Genomic DNA, 19,099 nt, shown 5'->3' on the forward strand with positions numbered 1-19,099 from the left:
GGCATGGACAACAAGCGGAACACCTACCCGATGATGGGCGTCGGCATCGCGATCGGACTCATGGTGGGCGTCGTGCTCGGCATCACCCTCGACAACCTCGCGCTCTGGCTGGGGCTGGGGCTCATGGTCGGCGTGGTGGTCGGTGCGGTGATGAGCCGTCCTGGCAAGCGTGGCGACGGCGACGGCGACGCCGCCGGCCCGGACACACCGGTGGCCTGATCGTTCGAACCTGCTGTGCTCGGCTCTCGACGGCCGGCTGCGATCACCCGCAGCCGGCCGCTGCTGGATTCGCCAGGCAGTCGCCGTCCGTGAGGACGGTGTCGACCTCGAACACCTTCACGCCCACAGGGGGAGCCTCGACAGGCAACGAACCCGGCACGCTGAACCAGCCGCCGCCTGCGCTGACCTCCGCCGTGAAGATGACGGTGACGGATGCGGTCACGTCGTCCGTCGTCGCATACGTGTGGCTCGTGGTCGTCTCGGTCCACGCCTCCTCGGTGCCACGCCACGGTGCCCCCGCAGCCGAGGTCTCCTCGACCGTGCCGTCGCCGTAGTCGAACCGGTACGAGCTCGGTGTCCACCGCACCTCGATCGGTGCCCCGAAGAGCTCGCCCTCCATCGTGTGCGTCTCGGCGGTCGCGTAGAAGTTGGTCGGTGTGCCGACGACTCCCCAGCCTTCGGGCTCGACGACCAGCTCGCCGACGAGCGGAGTGAACGAGACTAGGTCGGTGATCGCGATGGGTCGGGCGGCGGCTGCCGGCTCGAGGGGCGCGATGGGCTCGTCGTCGGATGCGCCGGGCGGCGGCACCGTGATCGAGTGTTGGAAGCAGAGGCCCGGGACCTCGGTCCAGCGCTGGCACGGGGCGCTGAGGTTCGGCCGATCGGCGCCGGCTGGTGGGGCCGCCCCCGCATCGCCACCGCCACCGCCAGGGCCGTCGGCGTCGGGCGGTGGGGCTGGCCGGACGATCGATCCGCCAACGACCAGTTGACCCGTCGAAGGGTCGATGACGCAGGTGCCACTGCCGACCAGGACGGGACTGCAAGGCGAACTCGTCCCGGTCGTCTCGTGGCCAACTGCGGGCAGCAGGAGCAGCAGCAGGCCGATGAGTGCTGTTAGACGTCGCATACTGATCGATCTGCGATTGGTTCAAGCGCAGCGATACGTAGTCCCGGTCCCTCCTCGTTTGGAACGAACTCACTGCGCCAGGCGAGAAGCTCGCTCGGAGCCTGAGTGCTCCCGTCGGACGTGGTGGTTGAGATGGCCGCGCCATCTGTGCAGATCAACGCGTCAACTTGCTCGGCGCTCTCGCGGGTGACCGTCGTATTGGTGATCACTAGAACGCCCCTAGAGCGGATGCCGGAGTCGAGTGCCGCTTGGATGTCGGCGGCCCATCGCGTCGCCAGGTTTTCCGTTGCGTGCTGCTGCAGTTCTGCCGCATCGGCGGAGCCGCGCGCGAACTGTGCGTCGACTGTTCTATAGAAGCCGTCGAACGCTTCCTGGAGCTCAGACTGTGCGTCGGGCGTTTCTTCCGGCGTCGGCTCCTCGGGCGCACAGCCCGCGAGCAGCAGCACCGCGATCGAAGCGAGCGCGACACGAGATCCAAGCCGTCCGAGCATGCGGGCAGGTTACGCGAGGCGACCCGAGCCGCCTCGGAGTTCTCCACAGCCTCGAGACGGGGTACAACTCAGCCGGTCGCAGGACGAATCCGGAGAATGTTGTGCTTTCGCTTGCAATTGTCCCGCGCTTCGCTATACCTTCGTCAATGCGAACTTCCACGCCACGAGAAAGGAGGAGCTCGCGATGTTTGACACGATCATCCTGACCGCTGGAGCCCTTCTTCCGGGTGGGGTCTCCTAGCGCGAGAACGCAGCGGCTGAACGTCGTCTGAGCCATGCCGGCTCCGCGACTGCCAGGCCAGCACTGGCCTGCTACCCCTGCGTCGATCTCCCTGACTGACCGCTGACGCGCCGCCGTGCCCGCGCGACCCGACTCGGGTCGCGACCGATGCACGTGGTCGCAATTCGCGCATCCGCGCCCCATTGCACGGGTCGCTTCGCGCGCTCGAATCGCAATGCAGCCTGCGATATCGCACGCCCAATTCCGGGGCGATATCGCCATGCCAGAAAGCAGAACACCATGTCGACCATGTCACTCGTGCTGCCGGCTCCTCGCCGGCTCGCACTCAGTGCATCGCGCATGCTCGAGCGCTGGGCCATGCGGGCCCACGTCGACGAGCAGGCCAACCGCGAGGCTCGCGCCTACGCGGCCGCCATCGAGGCTCGCGAGCAGCGCAGCCTCGATGCGCTCGCACGCCAGATGCTGCCCTGATGGGCGCAGTGCACGCAGGGCCGTCCCTCGCCGGGGCGGCCCTGCTTCGCGTCGGGAGCCCCGTTCTCCCCAAGCGGACGAGACTGGGGGACAAGAGGGGCGCTTCCGGGCTACCGTGGCCATGTGACAGCCCCCCGCGTGCACTCGCTCGACCCGAGCGATCCGGCCGATGCAGCCCGCTCGGCACGCGTGCGCCGCTTCTTCGCGGCGTGGTTCCCGCCCGACCGCGTCGTCAACGCGCTGCGGGCCGCGGCCGCGGCGATGGGCGCGTTCCTCGTTGGGACCCTGCTGCCCGGCGACATGTCCGAGTATGCCTACGCAGCCGCGCTCGGCGCCTTCGTCGCCATCGGCACCAACCTCTTCAGCATCGCCCGCGCCGCCCTGCAGCAGATCGTGGCGCTCGCGATCGGCGCCGCGATCGGGCTCGCGCTCTTCAACCTCGACATCCCTGCCCTCGTCAAGATCGGCATCATCGCGGCGATCTCGGTGCTGCTACCGGGCGCTCGGACGCTCGGCGCGGGCGCCAGCTACGTGCCCGTCGCGGCGCTGCTCGTGATCATGTTCGGCCGCATCGACCCCGACGGCTACGCGGTCGCCTACGTCGGCCAGTTCTCCCTCGGCCTCGTCGTCGGCGTGATCGTGAACGCGATCGCGCGGCCGCCGCTCTACGACAGGCAGGCGCACGAGCGGCTGCGGCTCGCGACGCGCTCGCTGGCCGATCGCGTCGAAGCGCTCACCGACCAGCTGCGTGGCGAGTGGCCGCCCGACCGCCGCGACTGGCTCGAGTGGGGCTCGGAGCTCGAGGTCTGGATCGCGGACCTCGAGGATGAGATGAGCGAGGCGCGCGAGAGCCAGCGGCTGAACCCGCGCACGCTCTGGCGGTCGCACGACCTCACGCGCGACCGCGACGAGCTCGCCGCGCTGCGCGCCGTCGTGCACCGCATGATCGACGTGATCGACACCGTCTCGAGCGCGGCCTGGGGCACGCCGATCGAGGTGCACCTCGACGAGAGCGAGCGTGCACTGACCGCGGATGCGCTGGCCGCGCTCGAGGCGCACCTGCGGTCGTGGGTCGCAGAGGAGGGTGTCGCCGACGCATCCATCGCCTCGGGGGTGGCGATCGACGCCCTCTACGCCCACGCCATCGTGAAGCCCGAGCCCGATTCGGGCGCAGCGGGCCTCGTGTTCTCGCTCCGCGCCATGCGCGAGCGCATCGACAGGGTGGCTTCCGCTTCCTGACCTCGACCTCGCGGTCGCGAGCGCACGCCGTCGCTCGACGCAAGTCCTCCTCTGCGCGCCCGCGCACGCTTCCGCGACGCTCCGCGCGCGCATCGTCGTCACCTGAGCGCTTGACACCACGCGCTTTGCGTCCTACTGTCAACAATCAAACACCCGCTCGGGTGACGCCACTGCAAAGGAGCAGTCATGAACCTGCACACGCTGCTGCAACGCCGCGCCGCAGACGCCGGTCCGATCCGCGTCGGGGTGATCGGGGCAGGCAAGTTCGCGTCGATGTTCCTCACGCAGGCATCGGTGACTCCCGAATTCCACGTCGTCGGCGTCGCCGACATCAACGTGCCGAAGGCCAAGGATGCGCTCGAGCGCACCGGTTGGAGCCCAGAGCGCTTCGCTGCCACCAGCCTCGACGAGGCGGCTCGCACCGGCCTGACTGCGGTCGTCGACGACTCGATGGCGCTCATCGCCCACCCCGCCGTCGAGGTGATCCTCGAGATCACCGGCAACCCGCTCGTCGGCACCGATCACGCCATCGCGGCGATCGACAACGGCAAGCACGTGATCATGGTCAACGTCGAGGCCGACTGCATGGTGGGGCCGCTGCTGCAGCGCCGCGCCGCAGCTGCGGGCGTCGTCTACTCGATGGCCTACGGCGACCAGCCGGCGCTCATCTCCGAGCTCGTCGACTGGTGCCGCACGGTCGGCTTCGAGGTCATCGCCGCGGGCAAGGGCACCAAGTACCTGCCGGAGTACCACTACTCGACGCCCGACACCGTGTGGGACTTCTACGGGTTCAGCGATGAGCAGCTGGCCTCCGGCGACTTCAACCCCAAGATGTTCAACTCGTTCCTCGACGGCACGAAGTCGGCGATCGAGATGGCGGCGGTCGCCAACGGCACGGGCCTCACCCCGCAGCTCGACGGCCTCGCGTTCCCGCCGGCCGGCGTCGACGACCTGCCGCACGTCTTCCGCCCGCGCTCGCTCGGCGGCTCGCTCGACCATGCGGGCACCGTCGAGATCGCGTCGAGCCTCCACCGCGACGGCAGCGAGGTCGACCGCGACCTGCGCTGGGGCGTCTACGTCACCTTCGAGGCGAAGACCGACTACGCGGTGCAGTGCTTCGCCGAGTACGGCGTCAAGACCGACTCCACCGGCCGCATCGGCTCGCTCTACCGGCCGTACCACATGATCGGGCTCGAGCTCGGGGTCTCGATCGCGAGCGCCGTCCTTCGCGGCGAGGCGACGGGTGCGCCCACGGGCTTCCGTGGCGACGTCGTCACGACCGCCAAGCGCGACCTGAGGGCCGGCGAGACGCTCGACGGCGAGGGCGGCTTCACGGTCTACGGCAAGCTGCGGCCCGCGAGCTTCTCGCTCGAGCACGAGGCGCTGCCGCTCGGCCTCGCCCACAGCGCCAAGCTCGTGCGCGACGTGCCGAAGGACCGCTCCGTCAGCTGGTCCGACGTCGACGTGGATGCATCGCTGTCGGCCGTGAAGGTCCGTCGCGAGCTCGAGGCGGAGTTCCGCGCCGAGCAGCCGTAACGATCTCGTAACTGGTGACAGTCCGACTGTTGACAGCGACGCATCCGCCTTGCTTCACTCATGACGGCCTAGCCGTCCATTTCGCAAAGGAGCGAACATGCCAGCACTGCTCGAGCGCAGCTTGACGCTGCTCGACCGCGTCGTCCAGTGGGCGTGCGTCATCGCACTGGCCGTGATCACGCTCGCCGTGAGCTGGCAGGTGCTCACGCGCTACGTGACGCGCGACTCCGCCTCGTGGACGGTCGAGATCGCCTCGCTCGCCTTCGTCTGGCTCTCGATGCTCGCCATCTCGCTCGGCGTCCGCCAGGGCCGCCACATGGTGCTGGACATCTGGGAGTACGTGCCAGAGCGCCGCTGGCTGCGGATCACGATCACCACGATCGCCAGTGCGCTCGTGCTCGGCACGCTCGTGGCGCTCGTGATCTTCGGCATGGAGGCGCTGCCGAGCGCGATGCGCCGCACGATGCCCGGCATCGACCTGCCCTTCGGCCTCATCTCGCTCGCCGTGCCCGTCGGCTGCACCATCTCGGCGATCTTCGCGATCGAGGCCTGGTGGAAGCTCGTCCGCGAACCGGATCCCGATGTCGACCCGCTGCCCTCGGCAGTGCTGTTCCAGTCCGAAGACGACACGATGGTGAAGGGAGAGCTCTGATGGGTCCTCTGCTGCTCGGCAACTTCGGCGCGGCGATGCTGCTGCGCGTGCCCATCGGCTTCGCGCTCGCGATCGCCTCCCTCGTGACGCTCTGGCTCGTCACCGACACCCCGCTCGCGATCGGCGCCCAGCGCATCGTCGCCGGCATCACGCCCTTCGCGCTGCTCGCGATCCCGCTGTTCATCCTGGCCGGCGGCATCATGAACGCCGGCGGCATCACGAAGCGCCTGCTGAACCTCGCCGACTCCATCGTCGGTGGGATGCGCGGCGGGCTCGCGCAGACGAACGTCCTGTCGGCGCTGTTCTTCGGCGGCATCTCGGGCTCCGCCGTCGCCGACATCTCGAGCCTCGGCCGCATCCTGATCCCCGCGATGAAGGCCCGCGACTACAAGGCGGCCTACTCCGCCGCGGTCACTGCCGCAGCGCCCATCGTCGCGCCGATCATGCCGCCCTCGATCACGATGATCGTCTACGGCGTGGTCTCGGGCACCTCGATCGGCCAGCTCTTCTTCGCCGGCATCGTGCCCGCCATCCTCTACATCGCCATGGTGATGGTCACGGTGCACCTGACGGTGCGCAAGCAGGGCTTCACCGACGAGCTGGTGGCGAACACGGCCAGCCTCGAGCTGATCGGCAAGACGCCGCCGGCCGAGCGCCCGCCGTTCTGGAAGTCGCTCTGGGGTGCGACACCCGCGCTGCTGCTGCCGCTCCTGATCCTCGGCGGCATCCGCTTCGGCTGGTTCACCGCCACCGAGGCCTCGGCCGTGGCCGTGGTCTACGCCCTGCTCGTCGGCATCTTCATCTACCGCGAGCTGACGCTCAAGAAGCTCATCGCCTCGCTCGCGGAGTCGTCGATGATGGTCGGCCTCATCATGCTGGTGCTCGCCGCTGCGCAGCTCTACTCGTGGGCGCTGACCTCCGGCGGCGTGCCGCAGGCGGCGGCAGACGCGATCTTCGCCTTCAGCGACAACCTGGTGGTCCTGCTGATCCTCGTGAACGTGCTGCTGCTGATCGCCGGCATGTTCATCGAGGCGAACGCGGCGCTCATCATCATCACGCCCATCCTCTACCCCGTGCTCACCGAGCTCGGCGTCGACCCCGTCCACCTCGGCATCATCATCGTCGTCAACCTGGGCATCGGCCTCATCACGCCCCCGGTCGGCATCGCGCTGATGCTCTCCTCCGAGATCGCGAAGGTGAAGTTCGTCTCCGCGATCCGCGCCTCGTGGCCGTTCCTGCTGTGCGGCCTCATCTACATGATCCTCATCACCTACATCCCGCAGATCTCGCTGTGGCTGCCGTCGCTGCTGTCGGTCAGCGCCGAGTGATGCACCTGCAAGCCCCTAGGAAGGAACACGCCATGCGCAACTCCATCAAGACCCTCGCGGGTGTGGGCATCGTCGCCCTCGCCCTCACCGGTTGCTCGGCCTCCGGCGGCGACCCCGCTGCCAGCGGCGGAGCCGGGACCGGAGACGAGACCTACAACCTCGTCCTCGGCCACGCCGGCTCCACGACCGATCCCCGCCAGTGGGCGGCCGAGCAGTTCGCCGAGCGGATCGAGGAGGCCACCGACGGCCGCGTCACCGTCGAGGTGCACTCCGACTCCACCCTCGGCACCTGGGAGGAGATGATCGACGGCCTCCAGATCGGCAGCACGCACATCGTCATCGAGTCGCTGCTCTCGCTCGAGGCCTACACCGACCTCGCCTCCGTCGAGACCGCACCGTTCCTCTACGACGACAACGAGCAGTTCTTCGAGGTCTGGGAGGGCGAGCTCGGTGCAGAGATCCAGACCGCCGTCACCGAGGCCTCGGGCTACGCGACGCTCGGCAACATGTTCCGCGGCTCGCGCGAGCTCACCACCAAGGAGCCTGTGACGTCGCTCGAGGACCTCCAGGGCCTCACCATCCGCACGCCCAGCGCGCAGACGATGATGGACAGCTGGAACGCGCTCGGTGCCCGCGCCGAGGCGCTGCCCTTCAACGAGGTCTACTCGGCCCTCGAGTCGGGCGTGCTCGACGGGCAGGAGAACCCGCTCGACGCCATCCTGTTCAACTCGATCCACGAGGTCGCGCCGCACATCGGGATGACCGACCACATGTTCGCCAACTACCACTTCCTGATGTGGGACGAGGCGCTGCAGGCGTACCCCGAGGACATCCGCACGGCCATCCAGGACGTGGCTGCCGGGGTGGGCCAGGAGTACACCGAGAACACGGTCACGAACCTCGAGGACTACCGCACGCAGCTCGAGGAGGGCGGCGCGGAGTTCCACGAGATCGAGGACCGCGATGCCTGGATCGAGGCGACGCAGCCCGTCGTCGACGGACTGCCCGACCAGGTGCAGACCTGGGTGGAGCAGATCCGCAGCATGTGACGCGACGGCGGGGGCCCCTCGGGCCCCCGCCGCCCGCTCCATCCGCACACCCCGACCCTGACGCGCATCCGACACCCACAGGAGAGACACACCATGAATCTGCACGAGCTGCTCAAGGAGCGCGAGGCACAGGGCCAGCCGATCAACGTCGGCCTCATCGGCTCCGGCCGCTTCGGCACCATGTACCTGTCGCAGGCCCGCAACATCCCCGGCGTGCGCGTGCGCGCGATCGCCGACATCAACACGGCGCGCGCGCGCGAGTCGCTCGCCCGCGTCGACTGGCCCGCTGAGGACATCGTCGACTCGGTCGACGAGCTCAGCGAGGGCAAGACCGCCGTCATCGCCGACGCGATGGACCTCTTCCGCGCTGACATCGACGTGATCGTCGAGGCGACCGGCAACCCGATCGTCGGCATCAAGCACGCGCTCGCCGCGATCGACTCCGGCAAGCACGTCATGATGGTGACGGTCGAGGCGGATGCGCTGGCCGGCCCCGCGCTCGCGAAGCGCGCCGCCGACGCGGGCGTCGTCTACTCGATGGCCTTCGGCGACCAGCCGGCCCTCATCTGGGAGCTCGTCGACTGGGCCCGCACCTCCGGCTTCGACGTCGTCTGCGCCGGCAAGGGCGCGAAGTACCTGCCCGGCTACAACCAGATGAACCCCGACAACGTGTGGGAGCACTGGGAGTTCTCGGAGGAGCTCAAGCAGTCCGGCCAGCTGAACCCCTACATGCACACCTCCTTCCGCGACGGCACGAAGGCCGCGATCGAGATGGCGGCGGTCGCCAACGCGGCAGCGCTCGTGCCGAGCGACGCCGGCCTCAGCTTCACGCCCGGCAACCTCGAGGAGATCGCGACGGTCTGCCGCCCCGAGTCGGTCGGCGGCGTGCTCTCGCACGAGGGCACGGTCGACGTGATGTCGAGCTACACCCGCGAGGGCGACTGGATCCCCCACAACACGCAGGAGGGCGTCTTCGTCGTCGTGAAGGCCACGAACGCCTACGTCGCCGAGTGCTTCCAGGAGTACCCCTGGCACCCCGACCCCAGCGGCCAGTACGCCGCGCTCTACCGCCCGTACCACTACGTCGGCCTCGAGCTGAACGTCTCGATCGCCAACGCCGTGCTGCGCGGCGTCGCGACCGGCACGGCCGTCGGGTTCACGGCGGATGTGGTGGCCACGGCCAAGAAGGATCTGGCCGCGGGCGACACGCTCGACGGCGAGGGCGGCTTCGCGGTCTTCGGCAAGCTCGTCTCGGCCCGCACGTCGGTCGCCGAGGGCTACCTGCCGGTCGCGCTCGCGCACCACGTGCCGCTCAAGCGCGACATCAAGCAGGGCGAGAGCGTGCGCTGGGCAGATGTCGAGGTCGACGACTCGCTCGACCAGGCGATCCAGCTGCGTCGCGAGACCGAGGCCCTCGCGGCGGCCGCGGCCGCATGACCCGCTCGCTCAGCCTCATCGGGCTGGGGGCGATGGGCCTGCCGATGGCTCGCCTGCTCGCTGCTCGCGGCGCGCTCACGGTGCACAACCGGAGCGCGGCGCGCGCGCACGCCCTCGCCGCCGAGGCGCCGTCGGTCGTGGTCGCTGAGGCACCCGCCGACGCCGCGGCAGAGGTGGTGCTGACCGTGCTGCCCGATCTGCCGGAGGTGCGCGTGCTCCTCGACGGACCGGACGGGCTCCTCGCGGGCTGGCGTCGCGCATCCGTCGAGCGGCCCATGCTCGTCGTCATGGGCACCGTCTCGGCCGTGGCCCTGCGCGAGCTCGCCGCAGAGCTCGCCGCCCACGGGGTCGAAGTGGTGGACGCTCCGATGTCCGGCGGCGTGCTGGGCGCCGCCGAGGGGCGGCTCAGCATCTTCGTCGGCGGCACGGGCGCGCAGGTCGCCGAGCTCGCTGAGGTGCTGGAGCCCTGCGCGCGGCTCGTCTCGCACATGGGGCCGACCGGCGCCGGAGCGACCACCAAGCTCTGCAACCAGCTGGTCGTGGCCGAGACGATCACGGCGCTGTCGGAGGCCTTCGCCCTCGCGCGAGCCAGCGGCATCGACCCGGCCGTGCTCGCCGACGCGCTGGGCTCCGGACTCGCCGGCAGCGAGGCGCTGCGGCAGAAGCGCCACCACTGGATCGCCGAGGACTTCGCGCCCGGCGGCACCATCGACTACCAGGTGAAGGACCTGCGCTACGCGCAGCAGGCGGCGGATGCGGCGGGGATCCGCCTGCGGGCGGCCGAGACGGCGCTCGCGCTGTTCACGGACGCGTCGGCGGCCGGCGACGGCGGGCTCGACCACTCGGGCGTCTACCGCCAGGTGCTGCGGGACTGAGTCGGCGCGTGCGGAGCGTCAGGCTGCGGCGTCGAGCCGCGCCATGATCGTCTCTCGCGCGCTGTCGTTGTGCTCGCGCAGCACCTCCCGCACCGCGCCCGCGTCGCCCGAGGAGATCGCGTCGACGATCGGCTCGTGACGACGGGCCGCCATGTTGGCGATCGCGGTGTCGCGCCCCGCGGCGGTGATGACCGCGCGGGCGAGCCCACTGACGCGGCGCCACGACTCGACGAGCGTCTGGTTGCCGCTCGCGATGCAGATCTGCTCGTGGAAGGCGAGGTCTGCGGCCACCTGGTCGGCGATCGGGCCCTCCTCGCTCTTCGCGAGCCGGTCGAGCGCCACGCGCAGCTCGCCGACGATCACGTCGAGGTCGTCGCGCACGCAGACCGCCTCGGCCGCGAGCGACTCGAGGGCGAAGCGCACCTCGAAGATGTCGCGAACCTCGGCGGGGGTGACGACGCGCACCGAGAGGCGGCCCCGCGAGTCCTTCGAGAGCAGCCCCTCCTCCTCGAGGTGGCGCAGCGCCTCGCGCAGCGTGCCGCGCGAGACGCCGAGCGATGCGCTCAGCTCGGTCTCGGCGAGGTGCGTGCCCTGCGGCAGCTCGCCGGTCGTCACCGCCTCCCGCAGGCGGTCGAGGATCAGCTCGCGCCTCGTGACGCGCTCGATCGCGCCGAGCGTGCTGAACTGTGCATCGAGGGCCATGCGGTCACCGTACCTGAATCGTCGATCGGGGGATCTGCGCCGAGCAGGGCTCAGTGCAGGTGGCTCGCGCCATTGATGTCGATGTTCGTGCCCTGCAGGTAGGCCGCGTCCTGGCTGGAGAGGAACGTGAAGACCGCGGCGATCTCGTCGGTCGACGCGACGCGGCCGATGGGGATGTCGGCGGCGAGCTTCGCCTCCGACTCAGCGGTCGCGCCGACGCGGATGTTCGTGTCGACAGCGCCGGGCGTCACCGAGTTGATCGTGACGCCGGAGTCGGCGATCTCGCGTGCGAGCGCCTTCGTGAAGCCGAGCACCGCCGCCTTGGCGGCCGAGTAGGGCACCTTGCCGAAGACGCCGCCGCCGCGCTGCGCGGAGACCGAGGACATGTTGACGATGCGGCCCCAGCCGGCCTCGAGCATGCCGGGCAGGAAGGCCTTCGTGACCAGGTAGGTGCCGGTGGCGTTGACCGCCATGACCGTGTTCCAGAGGTCGAGCGTCGTCTCGAGGAAGGGCACGGGCGAGGTGATGCCCGCGACATTGGCCAGGGCGCCCACGACGGGCAGGCGTCCCGCGTCGACCTCGGCCTGCACGGCGGCGTGCGCGGCGGCGACTGCAGCCTCGTCGGCCACGTCGATGGCGGTGCCGAAGGCGGGCACGCCGTTGCGCTCGCCGATCTCGCGCGCGACCTGCGCCGAGCGCTCGGCGTCGAGGTCGAGGACGACGATGGCCCAGCCCTCGCGCGCGTAGCGGTCGGCGACGGCCATGCCGATGCCGCGCTCGCTCGTGGCGCCGGTGACGATCGCGGTGCGCTGGGGGGCGGATGCGGTGGTGGTCTCGGTCATGGGTGCTCCTTGGGTGCTCAGAGGGTGGCGGATGCGGCCATCGCATCGCGCAGGCGAGTGATGGATCGGTCGGCGATGCCGGCGAGCTCCTCGCGCCGATCGCCCTCGACGGCGCTCGTGGCGTCGTCGACGTAGGCGCGCGAGGGCTGCTCGAGGATGCAGGCGCCCGAGAAGCCGATCTCATCCAGCGCGCGGAAGGCGGCCGGGAAGTCGACGTCGCCCTCGCCGATGCGGCGGCTGAAGTCGCCAGGGACGGCGTCGCGCAGGTGCACGTGGGCGATGCGACCCTGCCAGTGGGCGATCGTGCTGGGCAGGTCGTCGCCTGCGGCGGTCACGTGGGCGACGTCGAGCACGATGCCGACGCGAGCGCCGGCGGCGTCGAGGCGTGCGTGCAGCGCGTCGGCGCGCTCGCGGCCCCAGCTGAAGCGCAGGTAGTGCAGCGACTCGATCCACAGCTCGACGCCGTGGCCGTGCGCGGCGTCGGCGGCGGTGGCCAGTGCGTAGGCCACGCGGTCGAGATCGGCGGCCTCACCCTCGATGGGCTCGTGCCCGAGCGCACCGCAGGGCAGCACGAGCGCGCGGGCACCGATCGCTGCCGTCAGCCGCAGCAGCCGGTCGAGGTGCTGCGCGCGCGCGGCCTCGTCGGCGCCCGGATCGTTGAGGTCGCCGATGTCGCTGTTCACGCTGCGGACCGTCAGGCCGGAGGCCGCGAGGTCGGCGACGACGCGGTCGATCGCCGCGTCGTCCAGGTCGAAGGGCACGTGGTCGCAGACGCCGGGCAGCGCGCCGAGGTCGATCTCGGTGACGCCGAGCGCCGCGATGTCGGTGAGCGCGTCAGCGAGCGGCAGGTGCTGGAACGTGATCGTCGAGCATCCGAGCCGTGTGGGCAGCGACATCGTCGTCTCCTCCCGCGCCGTCGGCCATCGTCGGCGTCACTCGCAGTGTATGACGTTCTACTGTTGACAATCAACAGTTGCGTCGGCGAGTGTCGCGAGAGACCTCAGGCGACGACCATGCCCTTCCGGCCGCCGACCGGGAGGGGGCGGTAGCGCGTGACCTCGACGGGCTTCGCGAGCAGGCCCTCGAGCTCTGCGTTGAAGTCGGCGACCGGAGCGCCGGCGCCGTGCTCGTCGAGCAGCGCTGCCGAATCCCAGTGCTCGATCATGATGATCGTGCCGTCCTCGGCCTCCTGGATCGCGTAGAGGTTGCAGCCCGCCTCCTCGTGCACGCGGGGGATCACGCGCTCCATGGCGGCGAGCACGCGGTCGCGCGCGCCGTCTGCCGGGTGGAAGCATGCGGTGACGACCAGGGGCTGGTCCGTCGTGTCGGTGGTCTGCACGGTCTCGGTGCTCATGGTGCTCCTCCTGAGGTGTGGGGGGTTGGTGCGGTGGTGGGTGCTGGCGCAGCCGGTCAGTGCGCTGCCGACGGATAGGTCTCGATCACGCTGCTGTCGTCGCGGCGCTCGAGCCCCGCATCCGCCGCCCGCAGGAGGCGCTCGCGCGCCGCGACGAGCACGGGCACCTCGGCGCCGGCGGATGCGGCGGCGTCGGCGACGAGGCCGGAGTCCTTCACGAAGATGCCGATGCTGCTCAGCACGGGTGCGTCCTCGCCCTGCAGCATGCGCGGCGCGCGGTCGCTGAGCATCCACGAGCCGGCGGCGCCGCCCGCGACGAGGTCGAGCACCTCGGCGCGATCGAGCCCGAGCGATGCGCCGAGCGCGAGGGCCTCCGCGGCGGCCACGAGGTGCACCGAGCAGAGGTGCTGGTTGACGACCTTGACCGACTGGCCCCTGCCGATCTCGGCACCGACGACGCGCGCGGCGCCCATGGCGGCGAGCAGATCGGCGACCGTGGCCAGGTCTGCCTCGGCGCCGGCCGCGAAGATCACGAGCTCGCCCGTCATCGCGCGCGCGACGCCGCCCGTCACCGGCGCATCGACGACGCGGGCACCCGCGGTCGTCAGGCGCTCGGCCGCGCGAGCCACGGCATCCGGCCCGACCGTCGACATGATGACCCACGTGCGGTCGGCGACGACGGATGCGGCGGTCGCCTCGGCGACGAGCGCGTCGAGCTGGTCGGGGGTCGCGACCATGACGACGACGGTGCCCGCGGCGGGCGCATCGGCGATCGAGGCCACTGCCGGGATGTCGAGCGCTGCGGCGCGCTCGCGAGCTGCGTCGAAGGTGTCGACGCCTGTGACGGCGAAGCCGGCGGCAGCGACGCGCTGCGCCATGGGTGTGCCGATGGCGCCGAGCCCGACGAAGGTGATGGGGGAGTCGGTCATGCGGTGTCCTCCTCGGCGGCGCCTCCGTTGGCGCTGCGCATTCTCGTGTCGAAGGTTCGTGTCGAACTGTCAACAGTGATGAGCGTACCGAAGTCGTGCGCGCCGCTCCAGTGCGCGCTGCGGGAGTTCGCCGGCTATGGGCGGCCTAGGGTTCCGCCGGCGCGAACGATGCGGTGGTCACGTGCTGCGGCCGCCCCTCGAGCGGGATCTCGCGCACGTCGCCGGTCGCCGGGTCGACGACCGTGAGGCCGTCCCACCAGCCGTCGCGCGTGAAGCCGCCCGCGAGCACCGCGACCCACCCCGGGGCGTCGGCCGCCGCATCCGCCCCTGTGCCCGTCGTGGCGGCGTCGGCCGGAGCGGGCCAGATCGCGACCGTCTCGTGCGGATGCGCGAGCGGGATCACGCGCTCGTCGCCCGTCGCGGGGTCGAGGAACGACACGTTCGGCTCGCCGGTCGCGGTGCCGAAGGGGCCCGTGCCGGCGGTGACGAGCGTGCCGTCGGGCGCGGTCGCGATGCCGTGCTGATGCGAGTTCGCGGTGGTCTCGAGGCGCTCGGTCTCGCCGGTGGCCGGGTCGAGGAGCACGGTGACGAGGCCCTGGTAGGGCAGCGCGATGCGGCCGTCGGCGGTGATCGAGGCGTAGTGCGGCTTCTCCCAGCCGGCGAAGCCGAGGTTGCCGAAGGGTGCGATCTCGATCGCGCGCACCGCGAGCGACCGCGGATCGACGAGCGAGACGGTGTAGCTGTCGTGGTCGACCGTCGCGACCCACTCGCCGGCCGGGTCGGCGAGCACGTCGAAGGGCCGCACGCCCACGTCGACGCTCTCGACGAAGGCGCCCTCCGAGACATCGAAGACCTCGAGCCAGGCCGGGTTCGGCCACTCGTGCACGGCGACATAGACGCGGTCGCCGTCGGGGGAGACGGCGATGCCGAGGCCGCCGTCGCGGTACTCGCCGAACTGGATCGCGGTCGGCTGGTGCTCGTAGGGCACGAGCGCCGTGCGCTCGCCCGCGGCGACGTCGACGACCGCGAGGCCCTCGGCGGTCGAGACGTAGGCGGTGCCGTCGTGCGCGGCGACGCCCCACGGCGCGGCGCCGACCTCGATCAGGTCGAGCAGCGGCTCGGTCGCATCCGGGTCGACGACGGCGAGGGCATCGGATGCGGCGAGGGTCGCCAGGAGCACCGGCTGCGGCCCGGGTGCGGCGTCGGCGCCGGGGGAAGGCGAGGGCGTCGGGGTCGGCTCGCTCGTCGGTGCCAACGGTGATGCCGAGGGCGTCGGAGCGAGCGCGCCGGGCGCGCACCCCACGAGCATCGCCGCCGCGAGCGCTGCGACGACGCCAGCCATGAGTCTCGCCCGCATGCACTCATCGTGGCAGGCGCGTGCGCGGCCGGAGGGCTCAGCCGTCGATCGGCTCGGTCGCCGAGGCGAGCAGCACGCGCTCGAGCGCGTCGAGCCGCGCCGTCAGCGGTCGATCGCTCGGCACCGCGAGCACCACCTCGTTCGGGGTCACCCGGTCCGAGAGCCGCACGAAGCGCACGCCGTGGCCGTCGAACGACTCGCTGTGAGAGCCTCGACCGCTGAAGATCGAGTACCCCAGCCCGTGCGCCACCATCGCACGCACCGTCTCGGGATTGGCGAACGACCAGGTGCTGTGCGGGGCGATGCCCGCCTCCTGCATGAGCGCTTCGACGACGCCCTGGGAACCGGCGCGCTGCACGATGATGAGCCGCTCGTCGGCGAGCTCCGCGAGCTCGACCGAGTCGCGATCGGCGAGCGGATGCGCGTCGGGCAGCACGGCGTAGGGGAGCGCCGTGCGGATCCGCACCGTGCGGAACCCCGGGCGCAGCTGCCGCGCGTAGAGCATGCACGCGTCTGCGCCGCCAGAGAGCGTCAGCTCCTGCAGCTCGAGCGCGAGGCCGTCGACGAGCTCGAGGTCGACGCGCGGGTGCTGCTGGGCGAAGCGCTGCGCGAGCATCGGCAGCATCCGGGCCGAGAGCGCGAGCGTGCATGCCACTCGCAGCGGGCCCGCGACCTCGCCCTGCTCCGCATCCGCTGCGGCGACGAGCTCCTCGACATCGTCGAGGATGCGCCGGGCGATGGGCAGGATCTGCTCGCCGCTCGGTGTCAGCTGCACACCCTTGGCCGCTCGACGCGACAGCACGCGCAGGCCCAGGCTGCGCTCGAGGTCGCTGAGCGCTGACGACACCGCGGCCTGCGAGGCGGCGCAGCGCCTCGCAGCCTCCGTCACGCTGCCGCCGTCGACCGCGGCGACGAAGTACTCGAGCTGTCGGAGCGTCGGCTGCACCATAACCACAGCCTAAGAGGATGTTCTGCACTTTCTGCTGTTCAGATGGTCGCGCGCCGCGCCACGCTTGCGGGAGCAACGACGCAGGAGGTCGACGATGACAGCGCAGCAAGCCCACGTGGTGACCCTCGGCACGGCCGGAGGGCCGCGCTGGTGGGATCCGGTCGACGGCGGCAACCGCGCCGGCATCGCGACCGCCGTCGTGGTCGGCGGCCGCGCCTACCTCGTCGATGCGGGCATCGGGGCCGGTCGCCAGCTGCAGCGCGCCGGCATCGCCATGGACGACCTCGGCGGCATCTTCCTGACGCACCTGCACTCCGACCACACCACCGACCTCGCGAACATCGCGCTGTTCGGCATGTTCTCCCGCGATCCGCAGCTCGGCCGCATCCCCATCGTCGGTCCCGGCGACCGCGGCGAGCTGCCGCCGGTGTCGCCGCGCGCGACCATCGCACCGCAGCCGGTCGCGCCGCACCTGCCGACGCCCGGCACGGCCGACATGTTCCGCCTGCTGATGGAGGCCCACGCCACCGACCTCAACGATCGCGTGCTCGACGCGCTGCGCCCGGCGCCGCGCGACCTGTTCGATGCTCGCGACATCGCGATCCCCGGCGGCATCGGCTACCACCCGAACACCTGCGCCACCCCCGCGATGGCGCCCTTCACCGTCTTCGAGGACGACCGCGTGCGCGTCGACGCGACGCTCGTCGAGCATCCGCCCATCGCGCCCGCCTTCGGGTTCCGGATCACGAGCGACGAGGGGTCGATCGCGATCTCCGGCGACACCGCGAGGACCGCGAACATGGTGCGGCTGGCCGAGGGCGCCGACCTGCTGCTGCACGAGGCGATCGACTTCGACTGGGTCGATGCGCAGTACGGCGATACGTCCGACGCGACGGCCCGCGCATCCCGCGACCACCACCGCAAGTCGCACACGAGCGTCCTCGAGGCCGCGGCCATCGCCCGCGAGGCCGACGTCGGCCAGCTGCTGCTGCACCACCTCGTGCCCGGCAGCACCGCGCTCGCCCGCTGGCAGGCGCTCGCCGCCGAGCTGGACCCCGCGCCGGTGATCACGCAGGACCTCGCGCGCTACACCTTCACCCGCCAGCGGCAGCTCGCCGTCTGATACGAAAGGCACGGTCGACGATGACCAGCTCCACCACATCCACCCCCGCACCAGAGGCCCCGATGCCGGCGACGACGAACGCCGATGGCACCCAGCTGTCGATGACCACGCGTGACATGCGCCGCGTGCTCGCGTCGAGCTTCATGGGCTCGATGATCGAGTTCTACGACTTCATCCTCTACGCCACCGCGGCGAGCATCGTCTTCAACCGCATCTTCTTCGAGGACCTCGGCCCCGGCTTCGCCGTCTTCGCCTCGTTCGCGACCTTCGCCGTCGGCTACCTCGCGCGCCCGCTCGGCGGCATCATCTTCGGCCACTTCGGCGACACCCGCGGCCGCAAGGGTGTGCTGATCCTGACGATGATGCTGATGGGCATCGCCTCGACGGTCATGGGCCTGCTGCCGCCCACCGACCAGGTCGGCATCATCGCGCCGATCGCGCTCGTGCTGCTCCGCGTCGTGCAGGGCATCTCCGTCGGCGGCGAGTGGGGCGGCGCGATCCTCGTCGCCCTCGAGCACGCGCCGAAGCGGAGCCGCGGCCTCGCCGCGAGCTTCGCCAACGCCGGTGGGCCCGTCGGCGCGGTGCTGGCGACGGTGATGCTCGGCCTCTTCTCGATGCTGCCCGAGGAGGAGTTCCTCTCCTGGGGCTGGCGCGTGCCGTTCCTGATGAGCATCGCGCTGCTCGCCGTCGGCCTCGTGATCCGGCTGCGCGTCGCCGAGACCCCGATGTTCCAGCGCCTGGAGGAGATCGGCTCCCGCCGCCGCGCCCCGATCGTCGAGGTGGTGCGCAGCCACTGGCGCGCGATCCTGATCGCCTTTATCGCGGTGCTCGCCTTCACCACCAGCCAGGGCCTCATGACGGTCTGGGGCGTCTCGCAGGCAGTCGGCAACGGGGCGGATGCGACGGGCGTGCTGGCGTGGAAGGCCGCCGCGGCCGTCGTCACCGTCATCGTCTCGATCCTCGCCGGCAAGCTGAGCGACCGGTTCGGGCGCCGCCTGATCGTCGCGATCGGCTGCGGTCTCGGCATCCTGCTCGCGCTGCCCATCATGGGGCTGCTCGAGAGCGGCACCGTCTGGGGCTTCGCCCTCGCGATCGTGCTCGGCAACGGCCTCGTGCAGGGCCTCGTCTACGGGCCGATCGGCGCGTTCGTCGCCGAGCAGTTCCCGACCTCGCTGCGCTTCACCGGCGCATCCGCGTCGTACCAGACGGCCTCGACCGTCGGCGCCGGCTTCTCGCCGCTCATCGCGACGGGCCTGATGCTGGCGTTCGGCGCGAGCTGGACGGTCGGCGTCTTCTGGATGATCGTGCTCGCGGCCAGTGCCGCCGCGGTCCTGCTGACACCCGAGAGCAAGGATCGCGACATCCACCAGCCCGCGTGACCGGGCAGGGCCGCGTCAC

20 protein-coding genes and 1 pseudogene are annotated in these 19,099 nt (G+C 70.9%); 11 read left to right on the forward strand and 10 right to left on the reverse strand.

Translation table 11 applies throughout. From position 1 onward, the window contains the following. Positions 1-3: 3 nt before the first annotated feature. Positions 4-219, forward strand: coding sequence for a glycine zipper domain-containing protein (locus BQ6202_RS13275; protein ID WP_072314856.1), 216 nt, complete (start codon positions 4-6; stop codon positions 217-219). 43 nt (positions 220-262) lie between these two features. On the opposite strand, the gene BQ6202_RS13280 is transcribed toward BQ6202_RS13275, so the two are convergent. Beyond that, the gene (locus BQ6202_RS13280; protein WP_072314857.1) at positions 263-808 is read right to left on the reverse strand and encodes a hypothetical protein; all 546 of its coding nucleotides are present in this window, start codon (positions 806-808) and stop codon (positions 263-265) included. A 305-nt stretch (positions 809-1,113) separates the two neighbouring features. Further along, entirely contained in the window at positions 1,114-1,617 is a 504-nt protein-coding gene (locus BQ6202_RS13285; RefSeq protein ID WP_143143737.1) for a hypothetical protein, read from the reverse strand. A gap of 520 nt (positions 1,618-2,137) precedes the next feature. Here BQ6202_RS13285 and BQ6202_RS13290 point away from each other — a divergent pair. From BQ6202_RS13290 to BQ6202_RS13325, 8 genes are all read left to right on the forward strand, one after another. After that, complete coding sequence (locus tag BQ6202_RS13290; RefSeq protein WP_072314859.1) at positions 2,138-2,329, forward strand: hypothetical protein; 192 nt, start codon at positions 2,138-2,140, stop codon at positions 2,327-2,329. Between the two features lie 123 nt (positions 2,330-2,452). Further along, positions 2,453-3,568 (forward strand): FUSC family protein, encoded by a 1,116-nt coding sequence (locus tag BQ6202_RS13295; RefSeq protein WP_072314860.1) that lies wholly within the window; start codon positions 2,453-2,455, stop codon positions 3,566-3,568. 186 nt (positions 3,569-3,754) lie between these two features. Beyond that, positions 3,755-5,104, forward strand: coding sequence for an NAD(P)H-dependent oxidoreductase (locus BQ6202_RS13300; RefSeq protein ID WP_072314861.1), 1,350 nt, complete (start codon positions 3,755-3,757; stop codon positions 5,102-5,104). Positions 5,105-5,201: 97 nt separating this feature from the next. Continuing rightward, positions 5,202-5,756: a TRAP transporter small permease gene (locus tag BQ6202_RS13305; RefSeq protein WP_072314862.1), complete on the forward strand. Its 555-nt coding sequence runs from the start codon at positions 5,202-5,204 to the stop codon at positions 5,754-5,756. Then, entirely contained in the window at positions 5,756-7,084 is a 1,329-nt protein-coding gene (locus BQ6202_RS13310; protein ID WP_072314863.1) for a TRAP transporter large permease, read from the forward strand. The genes BQ6202_RS13305 and BQ6202_RS13310 overlap by 1 nt, the downstream gene beginning before the upstream one ends. A 32-nt stretch (positions 7,085-7,116) precedes the next feature. After that, positions 7,117-8,133, forward strand: a complete 1,017-nt coding sequence (locus BQ6202_RS13315) for a TRAP transporter substrate-binding protein (protein ID WP_072314864.1) — start codon at positions 7,117-7,119, stop codon at positions 8,131-8,133. 93 nt (positions 8,134-8,226) lie between these two features. Continuing rightward, positions 8,227-9,570 (forward strand): NAD(P)H-dependent oxidoreductase, encoded by a 1,344-nt coding sequence (locus BQ6202_RS13320; protein ID WP_072314865.1) that lies wholly within the window; start codon positions 8,227-8,229, stop codon positions 9,568-9,570. After that, positions 9,567-10,445 carry an NAD(P)-dependent oxidoreductase gene (locus tag BQ6202_RS13325; protein WP_072314866.1) on the forward strand — a complete coding sequence of 293 codons (879 nt, stop codon included), beginning with the start codon at positions 9,567-9,569 and terminating at the stop codon, positions 10,443-10,445. Before BQ6202_RS13320 ends, BQ6202_RS13325 begins: the two co-directional genes overlap by 4 nt. 18 nt (positions 10,446-10,463) lie before the next feature. Here the strand turns inward: BQ6202_RS13325 and BQ6202_RS13330 are convergent, their stop codons facing one another. The 8 genes and pseudogenes from BQ6202_RS13330 to BQ6202_RS13360 all read right to left on the reverse strand — a co-directional run bounded on the left by BQ6202_RS13330 (position 10,464) and on the right by BQ6202_RS13360 (position 16,578). Further along, entirely contained in the window at positions 10,464-11,147 is a 684-nt protein-coding gene (locus tag BQ6202_RS13330) for a GntR family transcriptional regulator (RefSeq protein ID WP_072314867.1), read from the reverse strand. Between the two features lie 50 nt (positions 11,148-11,197). Then, positions 11,198-11,989 (reverse strand): SDR family NAD(P)-dependent oxidoreductase, encoded by a 792-nt coding sequence (locus tag BQ6202_RS13335; protein WP_072314868.1) that lies wholly within the window; start codon positions 11,987-11,989, stop codon positions 11,198-11,200. A 17-nt stretch (positions 11,990-12,006) separates the two neighbouring features. Continuing rightward, positions 12,007-12,885: a sugar phosphate isomerase/epimerase family protein gene (locus BQ6202_RS13340; protein ID WP_072314869.1), complete on the reverse strand. Its 879-nt coding sequence runs from the start codon at positions 12,883-12,885 to the stop codon at positions 12,007-12,009. A 104-nt stretch (positions 12,886-12,989) separates the two neighbouring features. After that, the gene (locus BQ6202_RS13345) at positions 12,990-13,343 is read right to left on the reverse strand and encodes a putative quinol monooxygenase (protein WP_072314870.1); all 354 of its coding nucleotides are present in this window, start codon (positions 13,341-13,343) and stop codon (positions 12,990-12,992) included. 56 nt (positions 13,344-13,399) lie between these two features. Then, positions 13,400-13,816 (reverse strand): NAD-binding protein, encoded by a 417-nt coding sequence (locus BQ6202_RS15210; protein WP_268753770.1) that lies wholly within the window; start codon positions 13,814-13,816, stop codon positions 13,400-13,402. Then, positions 13,814-14,320 (reverse strand): annotated as a pseudogene (locus tag BQ6202_RS15215) (NAD(P)-binding domain-containing protein); the annotation flags it as partial. The pseudogene BQ6202_RS15215 and the gene BQ6202_RS15210, both read right to left, overlap by 3 nt. Positions 14,321-14,417: 97 nt before the next feature. Next, positions 14,418-15,629: a YncE family protein gene (locus tag BQ6202_RS13355; protein WP_072314871.1), complete on the reverse strand. Its 1,212-nt coding sequence runs from the start codon at positions 15,627-15,629 to the stop codon at positions 14,418-14,420. Positions 15,630-15,666: 37 nt separating this feature from the next. Continuing rightward, entirely contained in the window at positions 15,667-16,578 is a 912-nt protein-coding gene (locus BQ6202_RS13360; RefSeq protein ID WP_072314872.1) for a LysR substrate-binding domain-containing protein, read from the reverse strand. Positions 16,579-16,672: 94 nt separating this feature from the next. On the opposite strand from BQ6202_RS13360, the gene BQ6202_RS13365 reads away from it, so the two are divergent. After that, positions 16,673-17,701, forward strand: a complete 1,029-nt coding sequence (locus BQ6202_RS13365; RefSeq protein WP_072314873.1) for an MBL fold metallo-hydrolase — start codon at positions 16,673-16,675, stop codon at positions 17,699-17,701. Between the two features lie 20 nt (positions 17,702-17,721). Further along, complete coding sequence (locus tag BQ6202_RS13370; RefSeq protein WP_072314874.1) at positions 17,722-19,080, forward strand: MFS transporter; 1,359 nt, start codon at positions 17,722-17,724, stop codon at positions 19,078-19,080. The last annotated feature ends 19 nt before the right edge of the window (positions 19,081-19,099 follow it).

The sequence above is a fragment of the Agrococcus sp. Marseille-P2731 genome (genome assembly GCF_900117395.1).
Taxonomy (GTDB): domain Bacteria; phylum Actinomycetota; class Actinomycetes; order Actinomycetales; family Microbacteriaceae; genus Agrococcus.

Excerpts from the sequence above, each read along its gene's own strand:
- BQ6202_RS13275 (WP_072314856.1), top strand. The coding sequence starts at position 4 with ATGGACAACAAGCGGAACACCTACCCGATGATGGGCGTCGGCATCGCG.
- BQ6202_RS13285 (WP_143143737.1), bottom strand. The coding sequence starts at position 1,617 with ATGCTCGGACGGCTTGGATCTCGTGTCGCGCTCGCTTCGATCGCGGTG.
- BQ6202_RS13290 (WP_072314859.1), top strand. The coding sequence starts at position 2,138 with ATGTCGACCATGTCACTCGTGCTGCCGGCTCCTCGCCGGCTCGCACTC.
- BQ6202_RS13300 (WP_072314861.1), top strand. The coding sequence starts at position 3,755 with ATGAACCTGCACACGCTGCTGCAACGCCGCGCCGCAGACGCCGGTCCG.
- BQ6202_RS13305 (WP_072314862.1), top strand. The coding sequence starts at position 5,202 with ATGCCAGCACTGCTCGAGCGCAGCTTGACGCTGCTCGACCGCGTCGTC.
- BQ6202_RS13310 (WP_072314863.1), top strand. The coding sequence starts at position 5,756 with ATGGGTCCTCTGCTGCTCGGCAACTTCGGCGCGGCGATGCTGCTGCGC.
- BQ6202_RS13315 (WP_072314864.1), top strand. The coding sequence starts at position 7,117 with ATGCGCAACTCCATCAAGACCCTCGCGGGTGTGGGCATCGTCGCCCTC.
- BQ6202_RS13320 (WP_072314865.1), top strand. The coding sequence starts at position 8,227 with ATGAATCTGCACGAGCTGCTCAAGGAGCGCGAGGCACAGGGCCAGCCG.
- BQ6202_RS13325 (WP_072314866.1), top strand. The coding sequence starts at position 9,567 with ATGACCCGCTCGCTCAGCCTCATCGGGCTGGGGGCGATGGGCCTGCCG.
- BQ6202_RS13330 (WP_072314867.1), bottom strand. The coding sequence starts at position 11,147 with ATGGCCCTCGATGCACAGTTCAGCACGCTCGGCGCGATCGAGCGCGTC.
- BQ6202_RS13335 (WP_072314868.1), bottom strand. The coding sequence starts at position 11,989 with ATGACCGAGACCACCACCGCATCCGCCCCCCAGCGCACCGCGATCGTC.
- BQ6202_RS13340 (WP_072314869.1), bottom strand. The coding sequence starts at position 12,885 with ATGTCGCTGCCCACACGGCTCGGATGCTCGACGATCACGTTCCAGCAC.
- BQ6202_RS13345 (WP_072314870.1), bottom strand. The coding sequence starts at position 13,343 with ATGAGCACCGAGACCGTGCAGACCACCGACACGACGGACCAGCCCCTG.
- BQ6202_RS15210 (WP_268753770.1), bottom strand. The coding sequence starts at position 13,816 with ATGGGCGCCGCGCGCGTCGTCGGTGCCGAGATCGGCAGGGGCCAGTCG.
- BQ6202_RS13355 (WP_072314871.1), bottom strand. The coding sequence starts at position 15,629 with ATGCGGGCGAGACTCATGGCTGGCGTCGTCGCAGCGCTCGCGGCGGCG.
- BQ6202_RS13360 (WP_072314872.1), bottom strand. The coding sequence starts at position 16,578 with ATGGTGCAGCCGACGCTCCGACAGCTCGAGTACTTCGTCGCCGCGGTC.
- BQ6202_RS13365 (WP_072314873.1), top strand. The coding sequence starts at position 16,673 with ATGACAGCGCAGCAAGCCCACGTGGTGACCCTCGGCACGGCCGGAGGG.
- BQ6202_RS13370 (WP_072314874.1), top strand. The coding sequence starts at position 17,722 with ATGACCAGCTCCACCACATCCACCCCCGCACCAGAGGCCCCGATGCCG.